This is a genomic window from Amphritea atlantica (assembly GCF_018860855.1).
Classification (GTDB): Bacteria; Pseudomonadota; Gammaproteobacteria; order Pseudomonadales; family Balneatricaceae; genus Amphritea; species Amphritea atlantica_A.
Window position 1 is genome coordinate 1 of record NZ_JAHKQE010000035.1, and the last position, 20,988, is coordinate 20,988.

A 20,988-nucleotide genomic window follows, 5' to 3' on the forward strand; every position below is an offset into this window, starting at 1 on the left:
AAGATATCATCATCACCACCAGCCACCGTGACTCGGTCATTACCCTGACCGGCCAGAACAGTATTGTTACCGCCTGTTGTGCTAATGACATCATCACCACCATTGATAATGCCGGTAGTCTGAATCGTCTGGATCACGCCATCGTTTCCGATAACGATTTCACCGTTATCGCCTACAACTCGATCATTACCGGTTCCACTTATAACAGTATCAGCCCCCTGTCCGGCAATGACCGTATTATCACCTTCGCCAACATTAATCAGGTCAGATCCGCCTAAGCTTGTTTCCGTGCTACTCACTCGAGTCAAAGTGTTGTTGCTATAAACCAGCTCTCCAGCATCGCCCAAGATCACATCCACATCACCACCCGAAGTGACCGTATCGGCATTCAAACCAGCAATTACGCGGTTTTTACCCTCGCCTGCATCAATAGCATCCTGGCCGGTGGTTGTCTCATCAACATCCGTCGACAGCAAACGTACCGCCACCCCATCAACATATTCAATCAGGCCATTATCGCCGAAGATATCATCATCACCGCCAGCCGCTGTGACTCGGTCATTACCCTGACCGGCCAGAACAGTATTGTTACCGCCTGTTGTGATAATGACATCATCACCACCATTGATAATGCCGGTAGTCTGAATCGTCTGGATCACGCCGTCGTTTCCGATAACGATTTCACCGTTATCGCCGATAATACGGTCATGGCCAACACTCGTCTCGACAAAGTCTGCGCCTTGACCGCCCATCACAATATTATTACCTGAGAGACTTCCCACGCGGATATCGTCATCACCACCCTGAGCGCTACTTGAGCGAACCAAGGTAACAACACCGGCACTAATGGCGCTAACATCGATATAGCCGATTGCGCCTAAGTCACCCAGCACAATATTATCGCCGCTCATATCAGTGACAACGTCGCCACCTAAACCGGCCATGATGCGATCGTCGCCTTCACCACCATCGATCGTATCGCTGCCATCAGCGCTGAGATCATCGCTGGTAATCAATGAAAGATCATCCAACTCACTGGCGAGCAAATCATTGCCTGCAGCGTTTTGTGCCGAGCCACCTTCACCAAAGATAATGTCGTTACCGGTTTCACCTAAGATGAAGTCATCACCCGCATTACCTCTGATAATATCGTCTTCAGAACCGCCTATTATTCTGTCGTTACCCTCATTACCCTCTAAGGTATCGCGCCCACTATGACCGTAAACGATGTCATCACCCGCATTCGCGTAAATACGATCATCGCCTTCATGACCGTAAAGTATGTCATCGCCTTGGCTACCGAAGATTAAGTCATTATCTTCATTACCAGACACACGGATGGCCAGTGTAGCGGCACCCGCATAGACGTTATCGTCACCACTGTTTCCGAAGATATCCAAGCGACGGGCTTCACTGTCTCCTAACGGCGCCAACGCCATATGCGCGGGATTCGCTAGGTCATCGCTAGCCGTGACCGTAATGCTGTCATCCCCCTCATTACCATATAAGGTAGTCACGCTAACGCCTTCAACGTACACACTGGTAACCAAGATTTGATCGGCACCTTGACCGGCCCAGATAACTAAATCGTTATTAAAGTCGCCATTGGTTGCAGTATAGGTAATATCCCCGCTAGCCATACCGCTGAGGCGATCACTACTTAAGGTCGCGTTATCAACATCGACATCATCAAAGTCACTGATATACAGCGCGTTCTCACCGCTACCCGCATCAATATTCAACAAGCCATTAATGCCATCCAAGCTACCGTGGGCATCAGGCTGATTGGTCAAATCCGCGTTAGCATCGCTAGTAACGTAGATCGAGTCTTCACCCGCAAAGGTATTGATATTGGTTGCCGTGTCTTGGTGTGTCGATTGAACATTAACGATATCGCTGCCACTGCCTAAATTGATATCCAGCTGACCAATGTTGTAATAGTTAATACCCTCCATACGAGTTTCAAAGGTCGCATCACCAATCACATTGGTAATTTCAACATCGGCGTATGCGCCTTGGAACTGAATCAACCATTCATTACCCACCCGTATGACTGAAATATTATCCGTGTACGGCAAGTAATCCTGTTGATCAGAAAGGTCGTCATTGACAAAAGACGCGGGCTTGTTATTCGGGTTCAATATTGGCCGTAGCGCTTCAATGATCTCCGCTTGTGTTGCCGTTGCGGCTATAGAAGCCGTTAACTGCCCCAACACTTCCAACTGATAAGTGCCCGTTAATGCCGGTGTAAGCGTCTGAATCTGGCCAGTTTGTGCTGTTAATGCCCCCTGTCTAACGGTACTCGTTTTAACCTCAACGGTGGCATCGGCTGCAGCATTTAAACCCGTGATATCGGTAATTTCCAACTGAGGAATAGACTGACCTGCCATTTCACCACCAAAGGTGATGCTAAAGCTGTAACCGTTAACAACCGCTTGACGCTCAACCGCTAAACCTAGGCCGGCACTAAAGTGAGTCTTCAACGCCGTTAATAGCGTTGCTTCTTCAAGATCAGGAATAGCTATCGCGACACCATCAATATCCAGAACGTAATGACCAGAGACTGCCCGTATATAGAGCGATTGCACCTCAGACAGCGACGGCATATCTAAGCCCGTTATGCTGTCATAAGTGACGAACAATTCATTGCTATCAGCATCACCAGAATCATTAACGATCAACTGGTTATTACCCGCGCCACCATCAACCACCAGCAATGCTGCGATCTCATCGGCTAATTGTTGTTCGCTACCCACGGTAACAATGTCATCGTCATCGCCTGTTTTCAGGGTCAAAGCGCCAGCCACTGTCTCAACGACAATGAGATCATCTCCGCCACGGCTATCGATTGTCGTACTGCCTGCATGAGTAGACTTAATCGTTAGATCATCGGCGCCATTACCCAATTCAATCGACAGTGTTTCAAGATTGGCATAACGAATACCCCCTGCAATCTCTTCATCACCCAGCTTGAGAGTATCCCCCATGCCAAAGCCGGTAATACTATCCGCCGTTAAGGTGCCACTTTCAGCAGCAGGGCTCGCACTGTTGTACAGATTCAGCACATCGACTTGAGTCTCTTCTGTCACCCGAGTGTTCATGTTAACTGGATTGATGTAATAGTCACGGGCCGTTGGCGCAATGCCATTTGGCCAATCCCCCACTAAGGTGAATGTTTGACCACTTTGAGATTCAATCTCCATAGTGACCGTTTCGCCCGTCGCATTATCAACCACAATCAATTCAAACAGGCCGTTCTCAAGATCTAAATTGAAGCCGGGTTTGTGTTGAGATTCGTCTTTATCCCAATATTCAGCAGCACTGTCAGTAACCACAATCTGGCCGCCAACATTATCAATTGATGTGAGCGTGCCTTCAATTTTGTACCAGTTATTTTCTTCCGGTAATAGCAATGGGTTATTTAGGGTTAAAGCGGCGCTATCCGCCAAGCCACCATCGATAGAGATCGGCCCGCGAATGCTATTAAGACGCTCGCCTAACGGAGCAAATACTTGGGCATCACCGCCATCAATAATGTCGTCATCGGCCGCTGACAAGGTAATCGTTTGAATATCATCCCAAGCTACTTGGCCGGCACCGGCCGTACCACCTACAAAGGTAATACTCGATGTGTCTGTGCCTACCTGAACCTGATTATGCTCGGCCGTTTTACCGTCTTCGAAGGCGTAATTACTATGATAAGTCCGTGTTTCAATGCCGGCAAAATCAACGGTAACTAAATCCGGCACCAGCAAGCCCGTGACTGGATCAAGCACCATAGGTGCACCCGACAAGACCACTTGATAAGAATCATCTTGCCAGCTTTCATTAACGTAGCCATCCACACCGCTCATCAGATAACTCACTTCGAAACGATCACCTGCGCTCAACACCAGATTGGACTTGAGATTATAGGTATCGGTTAGCGCGTCATAGCTTTCGATAATGGCTGTCTGACCTGCGTTATCGCCCGATGTCACCGTCAATAACATGCCATCCATCTTCACATAGTTACTATCGGTGGCATGACCCTCGAGCGAAATATTCAGCTTATAGTTCTCTGTCATACCTTCTAGGTAGGTATTTGAATAACTATTACCGTTAGTGATTACCGATGTATTGATAGTGGTATTAAATAACGATCGCTCCAGCGTGGTAATTTCCGTGCGCACATTCACATCACTGGTATAGGTAACCGAATAACCCACTTCAACTCGATAAGTGCCTTTATTAGCAAACAGGAACTCCAACATAGGGTCTCCCTGACTGCTGCTGCCGTTGTCCGCCAGCCAGCTAAAGTCTTTATCAAAGGTCATCTCTGTGCCATTAACAGCGCCAGACGTCATATCAAACACTTTCATGTACGGCAAATAGGATTGCGTAGAGGTTACCCGTGTTTCTACTACACGCTTGGTCTCTGTGAGAGTCGTAAAAATATTACCTGAAGATGAAAATGACTCACTTTGATAGACGTTAGTCGAACTGTTACTAAAAGAAGAACCGTAATCGATATCGAACAAGCCCTGAACCTGAGTCTTACGTCCATTTGAAACAAGGGCATCATCGACCGTATCAATCAACACCCGATTGCCGATGGTTGTTACAGTGCTACTCAGGCCTGCAGCATGAAGCAGGTCCATCAAACCGGTAGCAACCTTGTCATTAATCGACTCAGGCGCATCAATATCACTTTGGCTCACGAGATACGTATAAGTGATGCCATTAACCGTAATCGACCAAGCATCACCCACCGCGGGTAGAGCATCATCAGTAAGATCTAACGCATAGGTATCCCAACGATCTCTATCGTCGACCTGTGGGCCCTGTAGAGCTTCGATATTTTCAATACTCAAGTTCGCAGAGACGCGGCTCTCATCATCGGCAACAAATACTAAGGCACCCGTATCGACGGTTACCGTAATCCCAGCTAAGCCATTGGTCAGTGCTGTCGCTACACCCGCTAATCCACCAGCTGCTCCAGCAGTGCCATAAATGGTCGACAATGAAGCGCCGCTGTATGAGACATCATCACCGTTACTATCCTTAACCGTTACTGTCCAAACATCACTACTGCTATGGCTGTAACCAGAATCAATGGTTAAAGCCTGAGAATAAACCGTCACATTAACGGTGCTTTGAGACGCTTCAGTATCTTCAGTCACCATCGCGCTCAACGTCAAATCTGGGCTGGCACCATTATCACGGGTTATCACCAGTGTATTGCTCGAGGCTTCATAATGAGCAACATAATCACCTGCGGTCAGCTGTGCAGCGAGATCCACACCAACAATGTCCACATCGGTAGCTGAAGCATTACTGGCCACCGCGCTAACACCCGACAATACGCGCCAGTTTTCAGCAGTAAGGGTGCTATCCAGCACCAGTTTTTGCTGATGTACTTCATTTGAAGTAGAGAAACGTGCATCGGATGTCGTCATGCCGTTACCATCCGAGCGTTTCACGACAAAGGATGTATTACCACTGGTATAGGTAATGCTGTAGTTACCATCTAACTTACTATCCAGTTGTGCTTGAATATTGTCAGTGATTGCAGCCAATGTTGGCGCATTAGCGGCACCGGTATAGCTACTCGTGTACTCAGCCGTTTCTCCATCGACAGTAACAGACCAAGTACGATTGTTGGCAACACCGGTGTCGATGGTGAACTTACGCTCAATTAACTGGGTTGAACCCGCATCAACAGAGCGATCATCAACCACGCGAACGCTGACCGCTTTGCTCGCATCGTCCGTCACGGTGAGGGTTTTGCTAGCATCGTCGTATTTAATACGATAATCAGTACCTAGCACATCCTTAACCGCGCCAACTAAACCAGCACCTACGGTATTGAGGTTGTTAGCACCGGACGATTTATCAAAGGTGTAATCCTGACCATCAATGGTGACTATCCAATCCTGTCCATTTTCCACACCAAATGATGGCGCTTTTAGCACGACATTGGTTTCTTGCAAAGAGATCGAGGTTTGATCAGCGGCATAAGCCGTCTCATGGGTAATAGACAGCTTAAAGCCGTTTTCGATATTCGTTATCACTACATCGTCTGCAGAACTCCCAATAGCTGCGGTAAAGAAGCTATCCAAGCCGTTCAGTTGAGTTAACAATGAGGCAGCCAGGTCAGCACCACTGGTGCCCATCGCCTCAACATCATAAGTCACACCAGAAACAGTCACATGCCACTGGTCTCCCACTTTAACCGACGCTGGGAAGTTTATACCCGCAGAGGTGTACCAACCGCTTTTACTGCCTAAGTTGGAGTCGTCCGCATGAACCGAGCCCGCGGGGCTGAACAACATATCATCCGTGACTTCGAAGAGGTAACTATCCGCTTTATAAGAGCCGCCACCTTCAATAGTAATATGCGACATAGTGTCATTAATGACACCGCCGACATCAGTATTACCAACCAGAATATTAGGATCGGTATACCAGCCCTTATTGTCACTGCCCGTACCACTCACGCCATCAATATCACTGATAAGCTGACCGCCAGTGCCGTTATAGAAGGCTGTTTCATTCTCAGCTTCGAGCAGCGGTGACTGAGTAAAGTCGAACGCTGTCGTCACCTGCTGTGGCAGGCTGAGGTGCAGTTTATAATCGGTACCTTCAGGTACTCCTTCCCATGCGGGGTTGATGTTGTTGGTATTGCCTTCAACCTCGACAAAATAGGTGCCCGCTTCAGTGATGTTGTAATTAATGTAACTGTCGTTGTAATAAGTAACCGGCAGCACCGACGTTTTACCCTGATCTAATGTCAACAGGTTCGTTTTACTCTGCCAGTAAACACTATCACCTGCAGCATAATCGGAATCCACATCGGCCCAGAAATCAATGCCAGCAGAGCCTGCATCATCAATCATCGTTTGCGTAACGGTGAATTCAAAGTAATCCTTCGAGCCATCGCCCCGACCATTGACGGTGATGTGCGGTGCAGCTTTAGAATGGGCAATCGTTGGATCGGTAGCGGTTGTCCAACGGGCGGCACTTAAATCCTGCGCTGATTTTACGCTATCATTGCCTTGCAACTCGTCCACTTCCGCTAAACCAAAACTCGCCTGAACCGAAAGCCCCGTACTATCAACCAACACCATGCCTTCACCGAGGACACCCGCAGCATCGGTTTCTGTCACCTGCGCACGACCATTCTCTTGAATGATCAGCAGCGAGGGCGATTCATCATCTGCGATCGTCACATCGACCACAGCCATCGTCAAACCGTCATAGTACGGATCAGCACTGCTAACGGTATGGCTTAAACGACCGTAATGAATGCCTTCAACATCTGTATCGTCGATCGCCGTAAAGGTAACCGTTTGCGCCTCACTCCAATTACCTGGCGTAAATGTCAACTCAGTCACATCGGTGGCTAACTGACCATCACTCGCAACGGTAATCGTCACATTGTCAGACGGTTGATGGCTTAACATCACCTCATAGCTGTCACTGCGCAAAGCGGCTACCGCTTCAGCAACCAACGGCTCACTGCTGCTCTTAGCGATTAAGATGGTTGGCGAGACCGAACGTACATCGATGCTGCCCATGACCTGCCCACTAAAGAAGGCATCATCGGTAATCACTAAGTGAGAAATCAAACCATCCGGTGCACCGCCACTCGCATCACTGTAGGTGACAACCTGCGCGCCCCAGTCTGCTGCTGTAAAGGTTAAGGTTGTTTTATCCGTCGCCATTGAGTCTGGCGTCTCGATCTCTATCACAACATCCGCCGTCGGCGCTTGCGATAACGTGACCTCATAACGATTATTGCTCATTAAGGTCACGGCAACATCGGGGTTATCATCAATCACTTTATGGGATGTTAAATCATCATCCACCACTTCTGCTGTAATCTGCCCCACCAGAAGACGATCATACTCATCGCCATCCTGATCAGTATCACCCTCTGTCACCGAATGGCGGATCACGATATTACGGACACCTTCAGCCAGATCATCATCGGGCGCGGTGACCGTCACCAACTGTGGAATAAACCAATTGGTACGATCGAACAATAGCGTGGTGGTGTCTTCGCTACCATTTAACGCAACGCCTTTACCACCCTGTTTTAATTCCAGCTCTGTCGCCAAAACGGCACTGGCAGTCACCCGTACAACATCCTGCGGTGCTCGGGTCAAAACCACTTCATAGGTGTTATTGGTTTTATTGCGATCGGCTAAAACAACGCCGGCGGTTTTCTCGTATGTGCGTATTGATGAACCGACGGGACGAACAATAACGCCGGCTTCATCATCGTCCATCACATCGACAGAGATGGTTTGGGTCAATGCCTGAAAGCGAGTATCGCCCGTGGTTAAGGTGTGTTCCAACAAGCCACTATGGCCTTGTAGATCATCCGCCACGACGGTAATCGACTCACCGTCATTACCGCCTGCGGTATTAAAGGTGTCGCTGCCTAAGCCACCGATCAGGTTCAGATCGAGGTTTTCACTGGTGCTATAAACATAGAAGTTATCATTACCTTCCATGCCATTAATAATTAACCGCTCAATGCCCTCAAAACCAATAAAGCGACCCGCTCCAAAAACGCCCTGTTCGGTAATGACATAATCGTCACCAAACTCAGTCCCCAGAATAGTCACGGTATCTAAACCATCGCCGCCACGTATATTAACCGGTGCATTCATCGCGTAGTTGATGAAGTCAGCGCCCTGGCCACCATTAATATTGGCAACCGGCGCATTTTCATCATCGGGATCAACCAGTACGAAACTGCGAACTAAGAAAGTATCGTTATCTTCATCACCATTCAAATCAACAGAAGCGACGTTGCGATAGACAATGAAATTATCCTCGCCAATACCACCATTGAGCGAAGCATCGTAGCTAATACCATTGCTGATATAGCCCTGCGTTACCAAGGTTGTATCAAAATAATCTTCCGGCGCCAGACCAGATTCAACATTATTTCTAGCTGCGTTAAATACTTGACCTACTTGGAAGGTATCGTCTCCGGCATCACCGTAAACGGACATCTTCGCGGTCGTATCATCAAAGGTGAAGCTGTCATGACCATCGCGGCCATAAACATTGATTTCGTCATTGCTATCGATGTTGTAATTAACACGCTGAATAGGCGCGCCGACCAATGGGTTGCCATCGGCATCCACTTCTAGGGCAAAAATAGTATCTGGGCGGAATAAAAAGTTATCCGCTTGGTCAGTACCCTGAATCGCCACTCGGTCAAAACCGGTATCAGCCGCATCGTCATCAATACTGATAACTGACTCACCTTCACCGGCTAGGCCAATGTAATACCAATCGGAGCCCGCTTCGCCGCGTAAAACGAGTTCACCAGCAATGCCATTCAAATTGGTTTGCAAATCATTAGCGTTGTAATTAACCCGAATTGTATCGTTGTCGGCTCCCGCATTGACTTCAGCGTATGTGCCGGTATCAGACAGGGTGATGAAGTCATTACCCTCACCCGAGTTCAATTGAATATTCTCCGCACCCGCGGCTGAAACAAAGAGCTTGTCGCCACCAGCACCGGTATTCACTGTAATGTCCGTTGCGTGATGCAGGCTTTCAACCGAGACCTTATCAACAACAACCTGACTGTTGTCATTGGCATCATCGGCATTCAGGTTAAGTACGATGTCTTCTACACCGACCATGCGGACGGCATACTCCCCTAAGCCTTGCAGCGTATCGAAAGCGACAACATTCTCAACGGCGCCTTTACCGGTAACAAACTCATCGGTGACCACCAGCGTTTCGTTGATCGTCATGATTATTTCTACCGACTCGGCCAAATAGAAGCCATAGTCGTCTTGCACAGCATTGATATTTATCTCGTGATCCACGGCAGTGCCATTGATATCACGGGTAATGATTAAACCATCAAGTAACGGTGCTTCGACATCGGTACGCAGGGCCTGCCCGCCATCGAGGGTTTCGATTAAGCGCGTAACGTTGGCATCGTTGAAGTCAAGATCGCCCAAGGCACTCTGGCCAACAGCAATAGCGTAATCCTTCCAATTATCCGCGGTGAGATACACACCGTCGTCTAAGTCATTGCTCTGCGCCACATCATTGGCACCGCTATCCTGATTAAAACGACGTAGCGCAACTGCTTCCAGAATTTCTTCGTGCTGAGCACCAACCCCGTAGTAGGAATAGCTGTAATAAGAGTGGTCCAGATTATCCACGATCTCTGCATACTGATTATTAAGCAGAATATCTTTACCCCGGGTTGCATCGGTATTACCCACCGTACCACTGACCCAATTCACACCAAAGGTTCCTGAGGTATCACCCACGGTGTAATTGATCGCTAAAATTTCACGGGTATCGATCTCACGGTCGACGCTATAGTTGGTTTTACCCGCGGTACTATCGGCCTGTGGGCCATCCCCATAGCCATTATCGTTGCGCGTCAGCGCTTGTACATCATCGGCGTTAGGATCTAAACGGCGAACATATTCGCCCAACGAGGCATTCCAGTCATAAGCTGCATCCCAGGTTTCGTTATCCCAAATATTCTGAGAATATTCATAACTCGTTGATCGTATTGAGGTATCCAGTTGAGTCTGCTTATAGACTCTAAGCGCAGAGTCAGAGGCGATGTCATAAACTCGACCACCCGGCAAACTGCCATCTTTCAATTGCGCACGGACACCGGACAGATCAAGATAGCTTCTCAAGCCTTCAAGGCGAGCCACAACATCGCTCTTCAGACTAGAAGAAGATATTTCATCCAGCATCGGGTCAATCAGCAAAGCATCCAATACATCGAGAGAGAAATCATAGGTGCTAATCAGGTTTTCACCCATTAACTGCAGACCGCGCTTCACAAACCCATCTAAACGATCAATAAAGGTCGTATCCGAGACAACGGGATTGGTGTTAGCTAATGCCGTGACGGCCGCCTGCAATGGGTTGAGGTACTCGAGTGCGGTAAACTCCTCAACCAACAAGTCTTTCGACAAGGTGACGCTGGCTTCGGCAACATCACCATTGAGTAGGTCATCCAGAACACCGACTTGGGTGTCGTTATGAGCGCGGATTAAAGCACTCTTCAAATCATCCGGCGTAAAGCCGGTACCATCGGTCAGTTCTGCTAATTTAGTGAGGTTAAAATCAAAATCAACCGTTTCTAATGCTTGTTTCTCTAGGGTTATATCCAAACCCGCGTTATCTCGCGCGTTAACGGTCACCGTATCAGTACCAGCACCACCCACAACTCGAACCAAGCCAGCAATACGCGACATATCGTAGTTTTCAGGCAATATCTTAAGTACGCTACGCTCAGGTAAATTATCGAATTTATACGCGGCGGTACCGGTCACTTCATCGGCGCTATAATCTTGCACGACATTAATAGTCGTATCGCTTTCCTTCTTCGCCTCAACATCATAAAACAGCGAAATCATATCCCAGAACATATCTTTGCCAGGGGTTGTCCCTGCGACACCGATACGATCGTTTGAAGCGTACTTCTCTTCGCCGACACCCGTCACCCCCTCCCAAGCCGTGGTATAGGTATAGTGATGCGTGCCAAAGAACCAGTAACTCGCCTGATGATAAACCGGCACATTACGCGTATAGAGATCCGTCAAATACAGATCGGGATCATAGCCCCAGTTATCAATCTCTGTGTCGTTATTAGATGAGCCTAAACGAACTCCATCACTTTGAATAATACTGCCGGTGACTGTTTGGCCTATTACCCAGTTTAAATAGGTGCCGAAGAAAACATCATCCAGCGTGTTATTACCGGCATTGATCGATCCCGTATCAGCGAGACTATTGAACAGGTCAAAATCAATTTCATCCGGCAACGCTGGCGCGATCGCATGCCCTAATTCGCTAACTTTGACATCTTCGATTGGCGCGTAACTGGCGAAGTAATTTTCCCAATCGCCATCAGAGAAACTTTGTCCCCACTCTTGACCCGTAAAGTTCAACGCCTCTTCGAGTAAATTGGTATTTTGCACATAAGCATCAACGGCTGCGGTATTGTCCTGGCGAACGGTGAATGTCCAAGAACCGAAGTTTTTCCTTTCGAGGCTAGACAAGCTGACGCCATTCACCGGGTTGGTACGAGCCCGTTCAACACCCTGAGCGAAGAGCTTTAAAGCAACGGTTAAGTTAGCCTCAAATAACCGCCAATGGGCCTCATCAATAACAGGGTTGGCATCTGCCTTCACCCATTTTTGGAAGAATGCTTCCCACGCAGCAGCATCAAAACTGTTTTCCCGCTTCGAAAAGACAATCTCATTATTAGTCACACTTTGCGCATCAAGCACGTCCTGCAACACATCCTGCTCAACCGTGTAAGTTGCATTGGATTCAGGATAAATGACTTCAAAGGTGTCACCCGCACCACCGTAATTGATGTGGTCATCACCCGACCCCAGACTCAACAACAGGGTTATATCGGCATTCAAGCCATAGAGGTTAATAACATCCTCACCGGCCCCGGTGAGCAAAGCTAGTCGCTCAATGCCGCTAACACCTTCAATTTTAAGGCCTGCACCATAGATGTACTGCTTATCGTTTTCGTCAGTGAAAATATTAAACTCATCACCCTGACGGGTGCCCGATAGAATCAACGTATCGAAACCAGAACCACCATAAATAGACACACGATTATTCTGCACGTAGTTAATCATGGTGTCTTTTTCATCTTCGGCAGTGAGATTATTCTCATCGCCTGCGCCAGCAACAATACCGCCACCGCCGGTGTCACTTGCCACACTTGAAGCCGATACCCCACTTTGTAAATGGGATTTCAGGAAGAAGGTATCGTCATCCGCTTCACCGTATAAGGACAGCTGACCAATATTATGGTTAACCTCAAAATAGTCGTCGCCGATACCGCCATAGAAGAAGCTATTGTCATTAACACCGGCGGTAATACCATTCAGACCTTTGACCACCTCGATTAACTCGCCATGGCCATCATCAACAAAATGCGTGTCGATAACCCGTCCGATTAAGAAGTTATCATCACCTTCATCACCAGAAACATTCAGAGAAGCCATCGTGCCATCGACAACGAAGGTATCGTTACCGCCGCCACCATGCACCAACACAGTACCTAGACCATCAGTGTAATAAACCCGTTGATAGAACTCTGGATCTGCCATTGAGATTGAGGGTGTCGTACTGGCAATCGCATCCGCAATATCAACCGGTTTGTTGATCAGCGCGGCATTGCTCGACTGCAACAAATAGAAATTGCCTTGGATATCTTGCGTCGCATCGTTAATGCTGACATACCAAGGATCGCGGCTAGTCCCCGTGCCTTTTATGTTCAGCTCTCTGATGACATTCTCACCGGTCGCTGGGTCGACGAGCGCCAACAACGCCGCTTTAATAGTTGCTGCATCATCGGTGCTACTTAATAAGTCGGTTGTGACACCATCGTAACTCAAGGTATAGCTGCCGGTTTGACCCGGTAATATGCTGTAAACCTGAATCTCATTATCTTTGCGCTCGAACATAGCATCGATATCGGGCTTACCCGCTAGCAACGCATCACCCGTGCCATCTTCGGCCAAACGCTCGACAAATGAGCGAATAACAGAGACCGAAGCCGCCGCGGCATCCGACACCTCAAAACGCATGAATTTTTCTTCTGACGTTTGTGGTGCGGTTATCAGCTCGATCATCAGCGCATCGCCGCCCACCTCAGCTACGCGAGCCGTGATACCCGCACTCGCCAATTTAGTTTGTAGGCTGCTGGCCGTATCAGAGGTAAGGACATTGATGCTTATATTGTCATAGCTAAGCACAAAATCGCTCAACCCATGGGTTATCGAATCTCTCGCTCTCTCTAACAGTTGATACTGAGTATCGACATCTAGGTGGAACAGATCATCCGCATCATCGGCACCGCGAATTTCTAACGTATCGCTCTCAGTGGCCCCCGTGCCACTGTCCATGATATGAACGTTTGACTGATCATCGACAACCCCACTCAGGGTCGTCACATAGCTATCTGAACCAAAGCCACCGTCGAAATAGGCGCCTTTGGTAAAATCTAAAACGCCGTAGTTATTGCTGCTCGCGCCGCCGTATATTTCAAACTGCTCAAACACGCCAACGCTGGTTTCATCTTCATACACCGCAACGTCTTCTGTCGGATCAAGCAATGATTGCTGCTGGCCTGTTACCTTGAATGAATCATCCGACAAGCTGAAGTTCAAATCACGCTGTTCTAACAGGGTATCAATGTCATTATCATCAAGATCGACATCTTCAAAGGTGTCGGTACCACGGCCACCCGTAATAACATCATTGCCCTCACCGCCATTGATAAGATCGTTATATTGACTACCGATCAAACGATCATCACCGTCGCCACCACTGAGACCAAGGTTATCCACAGCACGGGAGAGTATGACCGCATCAGAATTAATGGTGTTGCCTAAAATGGGCTCTTCATTTGGACTAAAGCCGGCAATAATGAAATCATCACCGCCCAAGGCATTGATATTAATGGTATCGAATTTATCGGTGGTGTCCGCTTCATCTGCTTTACGATCGATACCCCGAATAGTGATCGTCACTTGACGTTCGCTGAGGTTATCCGCTTCGGCTAAATCAACCCGACGGTGAACAACCTGCACAGTATCGGTATTTTTCTGCAGGATAGGATCGAGACTCGCATCAACAAGACCGGTGTCTTGCAGTTCGTGACCGACCGTAAAGTAATCTCGGATACTGGCATCATCACCACCTTCAATTAACACGCTATCGTTAGCGTTATCGGTATTGTAGGTAGGATCTTCAAACCAATCAGTACCACCGTCCAGTTCGGCTTCACCACCACCATCAGGGATCGACCAAGTCGGTTTCTCAACCATACGTGGCACATTTTGCTCAATGGTCTGGAACGATGATAAATACCCCTCAGCCGTGCCTGTCAGTGAATTCAGCGGCAGCACAGCGTAATCACCTGCACCATCGAGTTCAATGTTCCAGTTACCTGCAGTGTCCACCCGCTCGATAACTTTGTAGCTGGATGAGGTGTTATCAATCAGTGCCTGTACACCTGGACCACTGAAATCATAGCTTTGAGTGATCGGTGTCTGAGATGAGAAGCCGTTTAACTCAATAGTAAACATCGTATTTCGGCTTAAACCATCACCAGCAACAATGATCTGCGTCGCCACACCTAGTTGATCAACAGCATTCCAAGCACCAAACTGAGCTTCGAGATCTGTAACAACCGCATTCGCGGCCGCGGTCATTGCAACGCTATCTCCTGCGGCTTTAGCGGCGTTCAGCGCGGTCAAATCAACCGTAATTGAAGCATAGTCTGGATGAGTAAAGGTTGTGCTGGAAACACCCAAAGGCAGCGTCATTTGGACATTAATGTCCTGCGCTACCGTTAACTTATCAATCGAACCGCCCCCTGCAGGGTTGACCATAATGGCCTGACTCGCGGTATTAACAAACTCTATTCTGAAAACGCTGGTTTCATCATACACAGCGACATTGATGCCACCGCTAATCAAGGCCGTTTGCAAACCCGCCGCCGTTAGATCGGCAGCCTCCAGCTCAACACTAAAATCACCGTAATACAGATAGGTTCCGGCAACAACGTCGGCCTTATCGATGTATTGCTGCTGTTTGTTATCAGCCGTATTTACATCCGCTTTAACTTCCATATTCTGGATATTAATAAAGCGTTCGAATACATAGTTAGCACCGCTATTCTGGTCTGCATCAATAATGGCAACGGTCCATGGGTCATTTTCAATACCCGTACCACCGACCCAAACATCGGTAATGGTATCAAGCGTTTCAAGATACAACTCCACTTCAAGCGCGCTCATATCACGCTGTAAGACCACCGATTCGCCGTTGTAGGAGAAATAAGCATGATCCTGCCAGTCTTCCAGATACAACGTTTGTGTCGCAGCAACGCCGTTGCTCAAATCTCGTGAGAACGCAGTTGAAGCCTGAATGACCGAACTGTTCAATGTGTATTGGTCGGAACGTAACTGCAGATATGAACCATCATCCGACTGTTCTGCTTGCAAGAAAGTAACCTGCCAAGGATCGGAAACAGAGCCTGTTCCTGTGACATGCACGTCATCAATTGAATCAAATTTCTCTAACGTCGATTCTATCGCTGCAGCGCTCAACACACTGATATCAATCGCTTTATCACCATACCAAAGCGAAACAGGGCCGCCAGCCAACGTGAGGTTCTGAACCCGCCCAGCATTTTCCAACACCTGTGACTCAATACTGGCTTGATCAACAACCGCAACAGAGGTAATTTCAGCTAACTTCATCACGTCATAAGTGATATCACTCGCATCCAGAGGCGAGAACGTCATCGTCCAGTCAGGGTCACCCAAACCATCGACCGCTTGAACAACCGTCACCGTCGATGCTCTTAACGCATCGATGCTATCAAATGCAGCGAGAATATCCGCCTCGCTCATGCTGCTGTTCAATAACACTTTCTCTGTACCGTACCAAACCATGGCCGTGTCGGTACTGAAATGGAGCTTCTGTTCGCCATTAGTGAAGCTGAACACCGCCTCTGCGGGATCGCTAACACCGTCAACATAACTAGGGTTTACCAGTATTGTCGTGCTAGCCGGAACTAACAATGCATCAGCGATATGCTCTGATACGGTTAGACTCAAACCAAAGAAGCCACCCTGCGCATCCGTGGCTGCATCCAATAATTGCACAACCCACTGACCGGGCTCAGAACCCGAGGCCGCTTTAACCGCACTAATATCGGGATGGTTTAGCAGTGCCGCTTCGATGGCGTTAGCCGTGGCTTGTGCTAATGTCACCGTTTCTGAGGCTTGCAGATCTAAGGAGATCGCTACCGTCTGACCGTTATAGGCGAATTCAGCGGCAAAAGCATTGGCGGGAATAGTGAGCGCCTGACGATCATTAGCGGGGAAAACCACATGGTCAGTCAGCGTCGAAGATATCGCCGTTTGTGTGCTGACGCCAGAGACACTGTCCACTAACTCAAAACTCAAGAGACTATAGTTACCATCAGCATCGGTAATAGCATCCAGTATTTGGACAACCCAACTGCCGGCTATTTCACCCTCAGTCACGACCACATCATCAATACCGAAATGCGCTAACAATGCCTGTTCTATGGACGCTTGCGTATTATCAGCATCGACGGTCACCGTGCCGCCACCGTAGCTGACAGCCGTTATTTTGCTACTCGCAGGAAGCGTAAATGACTGCTCGATATTAGTCGGAAGATTAATATCATCACCCAATACCGTTGTTTTAGTGATGATTCCAGCGTCTAAGACATTACCACCGACAACAAATTCGAGGGTATGGAAGTTACCATCCACACCTTTGCTGGCTTCATCCGCCGCCGACCCAGACGGGTTATCAGAGAAGCGAATCAACCAAGGATTATTCGTCGTTCCCTGTCCACTCACGCCCACACTGTTGGCAGGAATATCGGTCAGGCTTTCGAGTGCAGTCTGCACTTCGTCTGTTGTCATTAATGACGATACAGCAACTCCTTCGTTGTTGTACCAAACAATACCATTCACCTCGACAGGCGCGTCTTCGTTGTAATCCAGCACATCAAAGGCCAACAGTTGCGCACCGTTGCGTGGGACTTCACTCATGGTATCGGTGATGGTGGTGACATCAGGGGTATGATCAGCATTCGACAAATAGTCAGCACCCACCACATCCAGATGATACAGATACTGCTGCGCACGTGTATCGTCACGCTCAGTCATTGGGCCGCTATGTTTCTGCACTAAATACTGATGCGCCAGAACCAGATAGTTACTGTTCAAATCAGTGGTCGCACCATCAAAGGTAATCACCCATGGATTCGCTTGCGTACCATGAGTGCTCTCGGTTGCCGCTGCGGCAGGCGTAACAGTCACGTTACCCACACCAATAGCGGTTATAGACTCAAGCGCAGCCTGCACCTCTGCGGCACTCATACCGGCAGTAATCGTTGCTGAATTGCCCGCTGTACGGCCGTCGTCGGCTTTGGTGTCATCGTAACCGTAAAACAGCGTCACGTTATCCAGTCCGTCAGCCAACCATAGTTCTTGCTGGTTATTTTCAGGTGACGAGGCTAAATAATCGGCAACATTGACAATCGATTCGAGTACCGGGGCACCATTGGAGGTGGTCAGATACTGGCCTCCCTCTTGTAAATCGAAACGATAGAAGTATTCGCCCTGACGCACATTGGTGATGTAGCTCTGGGGTTCTACCGGCACATAAATAACATTGCCATTAGAATCTTTAACCACCTCACCGTTTTCATCTAACTGAGCGGTTTGCGCAAGGAAGGCGGAGTAATCCGCAGGATAAACCTGATAGTTACCGTCAACATCACGGTCTGGCTGCCATTCTCGCGCTTTATCCTGACCTAGAGTGATGTCGACACTGAGCAAGCCAGTATCCATCAAATCGCCAATGGTGATGTCATCACTTTCTTTCTGAGTATCGAGTTTTAATGACTCGATATCATCCATAACAATATAATCAGACGCATAATCGATGGTTAATTTAGCCCGGGTATCTTTGGTCACTCCATCGGCTAAGAAAAACGCTGCATTGAGCTTGCGTAAATCGACATGACTGGCATCGTCATTCACCGTGATATCAAAGCTATCGGTACCCAAGCCGCCCAGCATAACTAGATTGGCGCCGGCCGCTAACGGTGCATAATTCCAGACCACGGTATCATCACCATCACCGGCATCAACATTGACGGAGCCGGTGCCAGCATTAATGATATCGTCTCCAGCATTACCCTGAATATCATTCACCCCACCCAGAATAGGATTACCGTCATCATCAACACCACCCACCGATATCTCATCATTACCGGCACCACCTCTGATCGTGTTATCGCCTAAGCCACCGTCAATGTAATCACCAAACTGAGTTCTAAACTGTGAGTTTTCTTTAGTCACCGTTAAAACAGCCCCGCCCGCACCGTCGGTTGGCATCCCTTGATCGTTATAATGGGCGTAAGGCGTACCATCCAATTGATAGATTGGCGTTAACCGTAGATTGCCATCCGGATCGGTAAAGGTCGCTATATCAGTGCTTATATTTTCATCGCCACCTTCAACATAATCATTACCACCATACGTGGCGATGGTATCGAAACCGTCACCACCAAAGACGCGGTCGTGACCTTCACCGGTAAAGATGATGTCATCACCGGCGTTACCCCGAACCGTTAAGCCGTCGTAAGCAAAATTTTCACCGGTCACCACCACCTGATCATTACCGTCACCGGTGACGATTTCATAAGTATCATTAGCATTACCGGAGCCAAAATAACCCGCATCGACAGAGATAACATCATCTTCAATCCCTGCTACCAATGCAGTACCGCTATTCGCACCACCACTGATATACAAACCGGCCAAGATCTCCGTATTCTCAGTATCGGCAATCATCTCAATGAAGTCGCTACCACCGCCGAGCTCCACATCAATATGATCGACCCGACCATTTAAGCGTTTTAAGCTATACCGGTCGTTACCGGAGGTGCCTGCAATCGTTAATGTGCTGACATTTTTAGCAAGATAAACCTCCGCCACAAGCCCGGTACTTACAACAATAATATCTTCACCCGGGTTGTCACTTTTCAAGGTCCGTATACGATCACGCAGCGCGGTTTCTTCCGCTTTGGTGTAATACTCGGTATCGAGATATCCCTCTTCTGACAGCTTCTGTAGGGTTAAATCGATATCCGGCGTAATAACATCAACCGTATAATTGTGAGCATCAGCATCCGCACCTTTGTCATAACTTAAGATCAGGTTACCCGTGCTTTGGTCATCGTTCTCCCAAGAAGCGATATGGTCCGGCGCGTGATGAATACACTCCAGCTCGAATGTTGCCAACACTTGATTCACAAAACGGTTACGTGCTTCGAACAGGGTTATCTTACTGATACCGGCATCAATCCCGACCCATAAGAAAGCTTCTAAAAATAGGTTGAGTGAACCCGTCATATCAAACAGACATTCTGGTCCATGGGTGATACGTTCAATCAGTTCGGAGCCATAAAGCTTGCCATCACCGACCGGCAAGTCGTCGAGGAAGTTGGTTTCCATATCGTTAAGATCAAAACCAATAATCGCTTCAATGCCACCTTTAACGCCCGCCTCAACTAGGCCACCAAGCCCCAAACTAGCGATAACACCGACCGCAGCGCGCAGTGTTACTTCAGCTTGATCCTCAACGGTATTCTCAATGCCGTGATCATCTAAATAGAAACCATTAAATAAGCGCCAGGTTTCAGCTACATCAAAATCGGTTTCCATCCATTCACGGAATCCACGGGTATCAAAGCCAAAATCAAAGTTAGTGCTGGCACCAATTTCACCGAAAAAGCCGACATTGAAACCAGGATAAACGGGAAAGGTTTTCTGATATTCAAAAAATAGATCCAAATCAGGTAAGTCGTACCAGAACAGATCGACTTCGCCACGACCGGTAATAAATTGCAGCAAACTGGCAGGATCTTCCAGAATCGGAATTCTGAAGTTCTTCTGTCCTGCAGGGTTACCAAAGGTGGCCCGATTATTAGTTGACGACTGGTTGGCACTGGATGTGCCACCCTCTACACCCTCTTGTGACGGACCGGCAATGGTTGACGCATGCGAACCAAGCTGTGCATTACGGTCAGCTTCCGACTTTGCTCCGGCGGTATTTTGTGATGTTACCGCCGCGGATGTATCCGTCGCATAGCCACCGGTTAAATTGAAATCACCAAAATCGATATAACCGGCCGATTTTAATGTTTGTGCTTTCTCTAAGAAGTCGATGGTAGCGGCCAGCGCAGCGATCACTTTCTTCGCGGTATCAACGGTTGTGGCTGGCAAACGAAGGTAGGCAATATCGAGAATTTTAAGCTTAGCTACACCCATATCGATCTCGGTATTGAGCAGATCGATAACCGGTTTAAGAGGCAAAATAATATCGGCAATGGTCTCGAAAGTATCG

1 protein-coding gene (only partly in view) is annotated in these 20,988 nt (G+C 48.2%); it reads right to left on the minus strand.

What is annotated here, in order from left to right:
• The coding region annotated (locus KO512_RS15720) for a DUF4347 domain-containing protein (RefSeq protein ID WP_215953303.1) crosses the window boundary (this coding region is incomplete at its 3' end): on the minus strand, positions 1-20,988 show 20,988 of its 36,713 nt. 15,725 nt of the annotated region lie beyond the right edge of the window.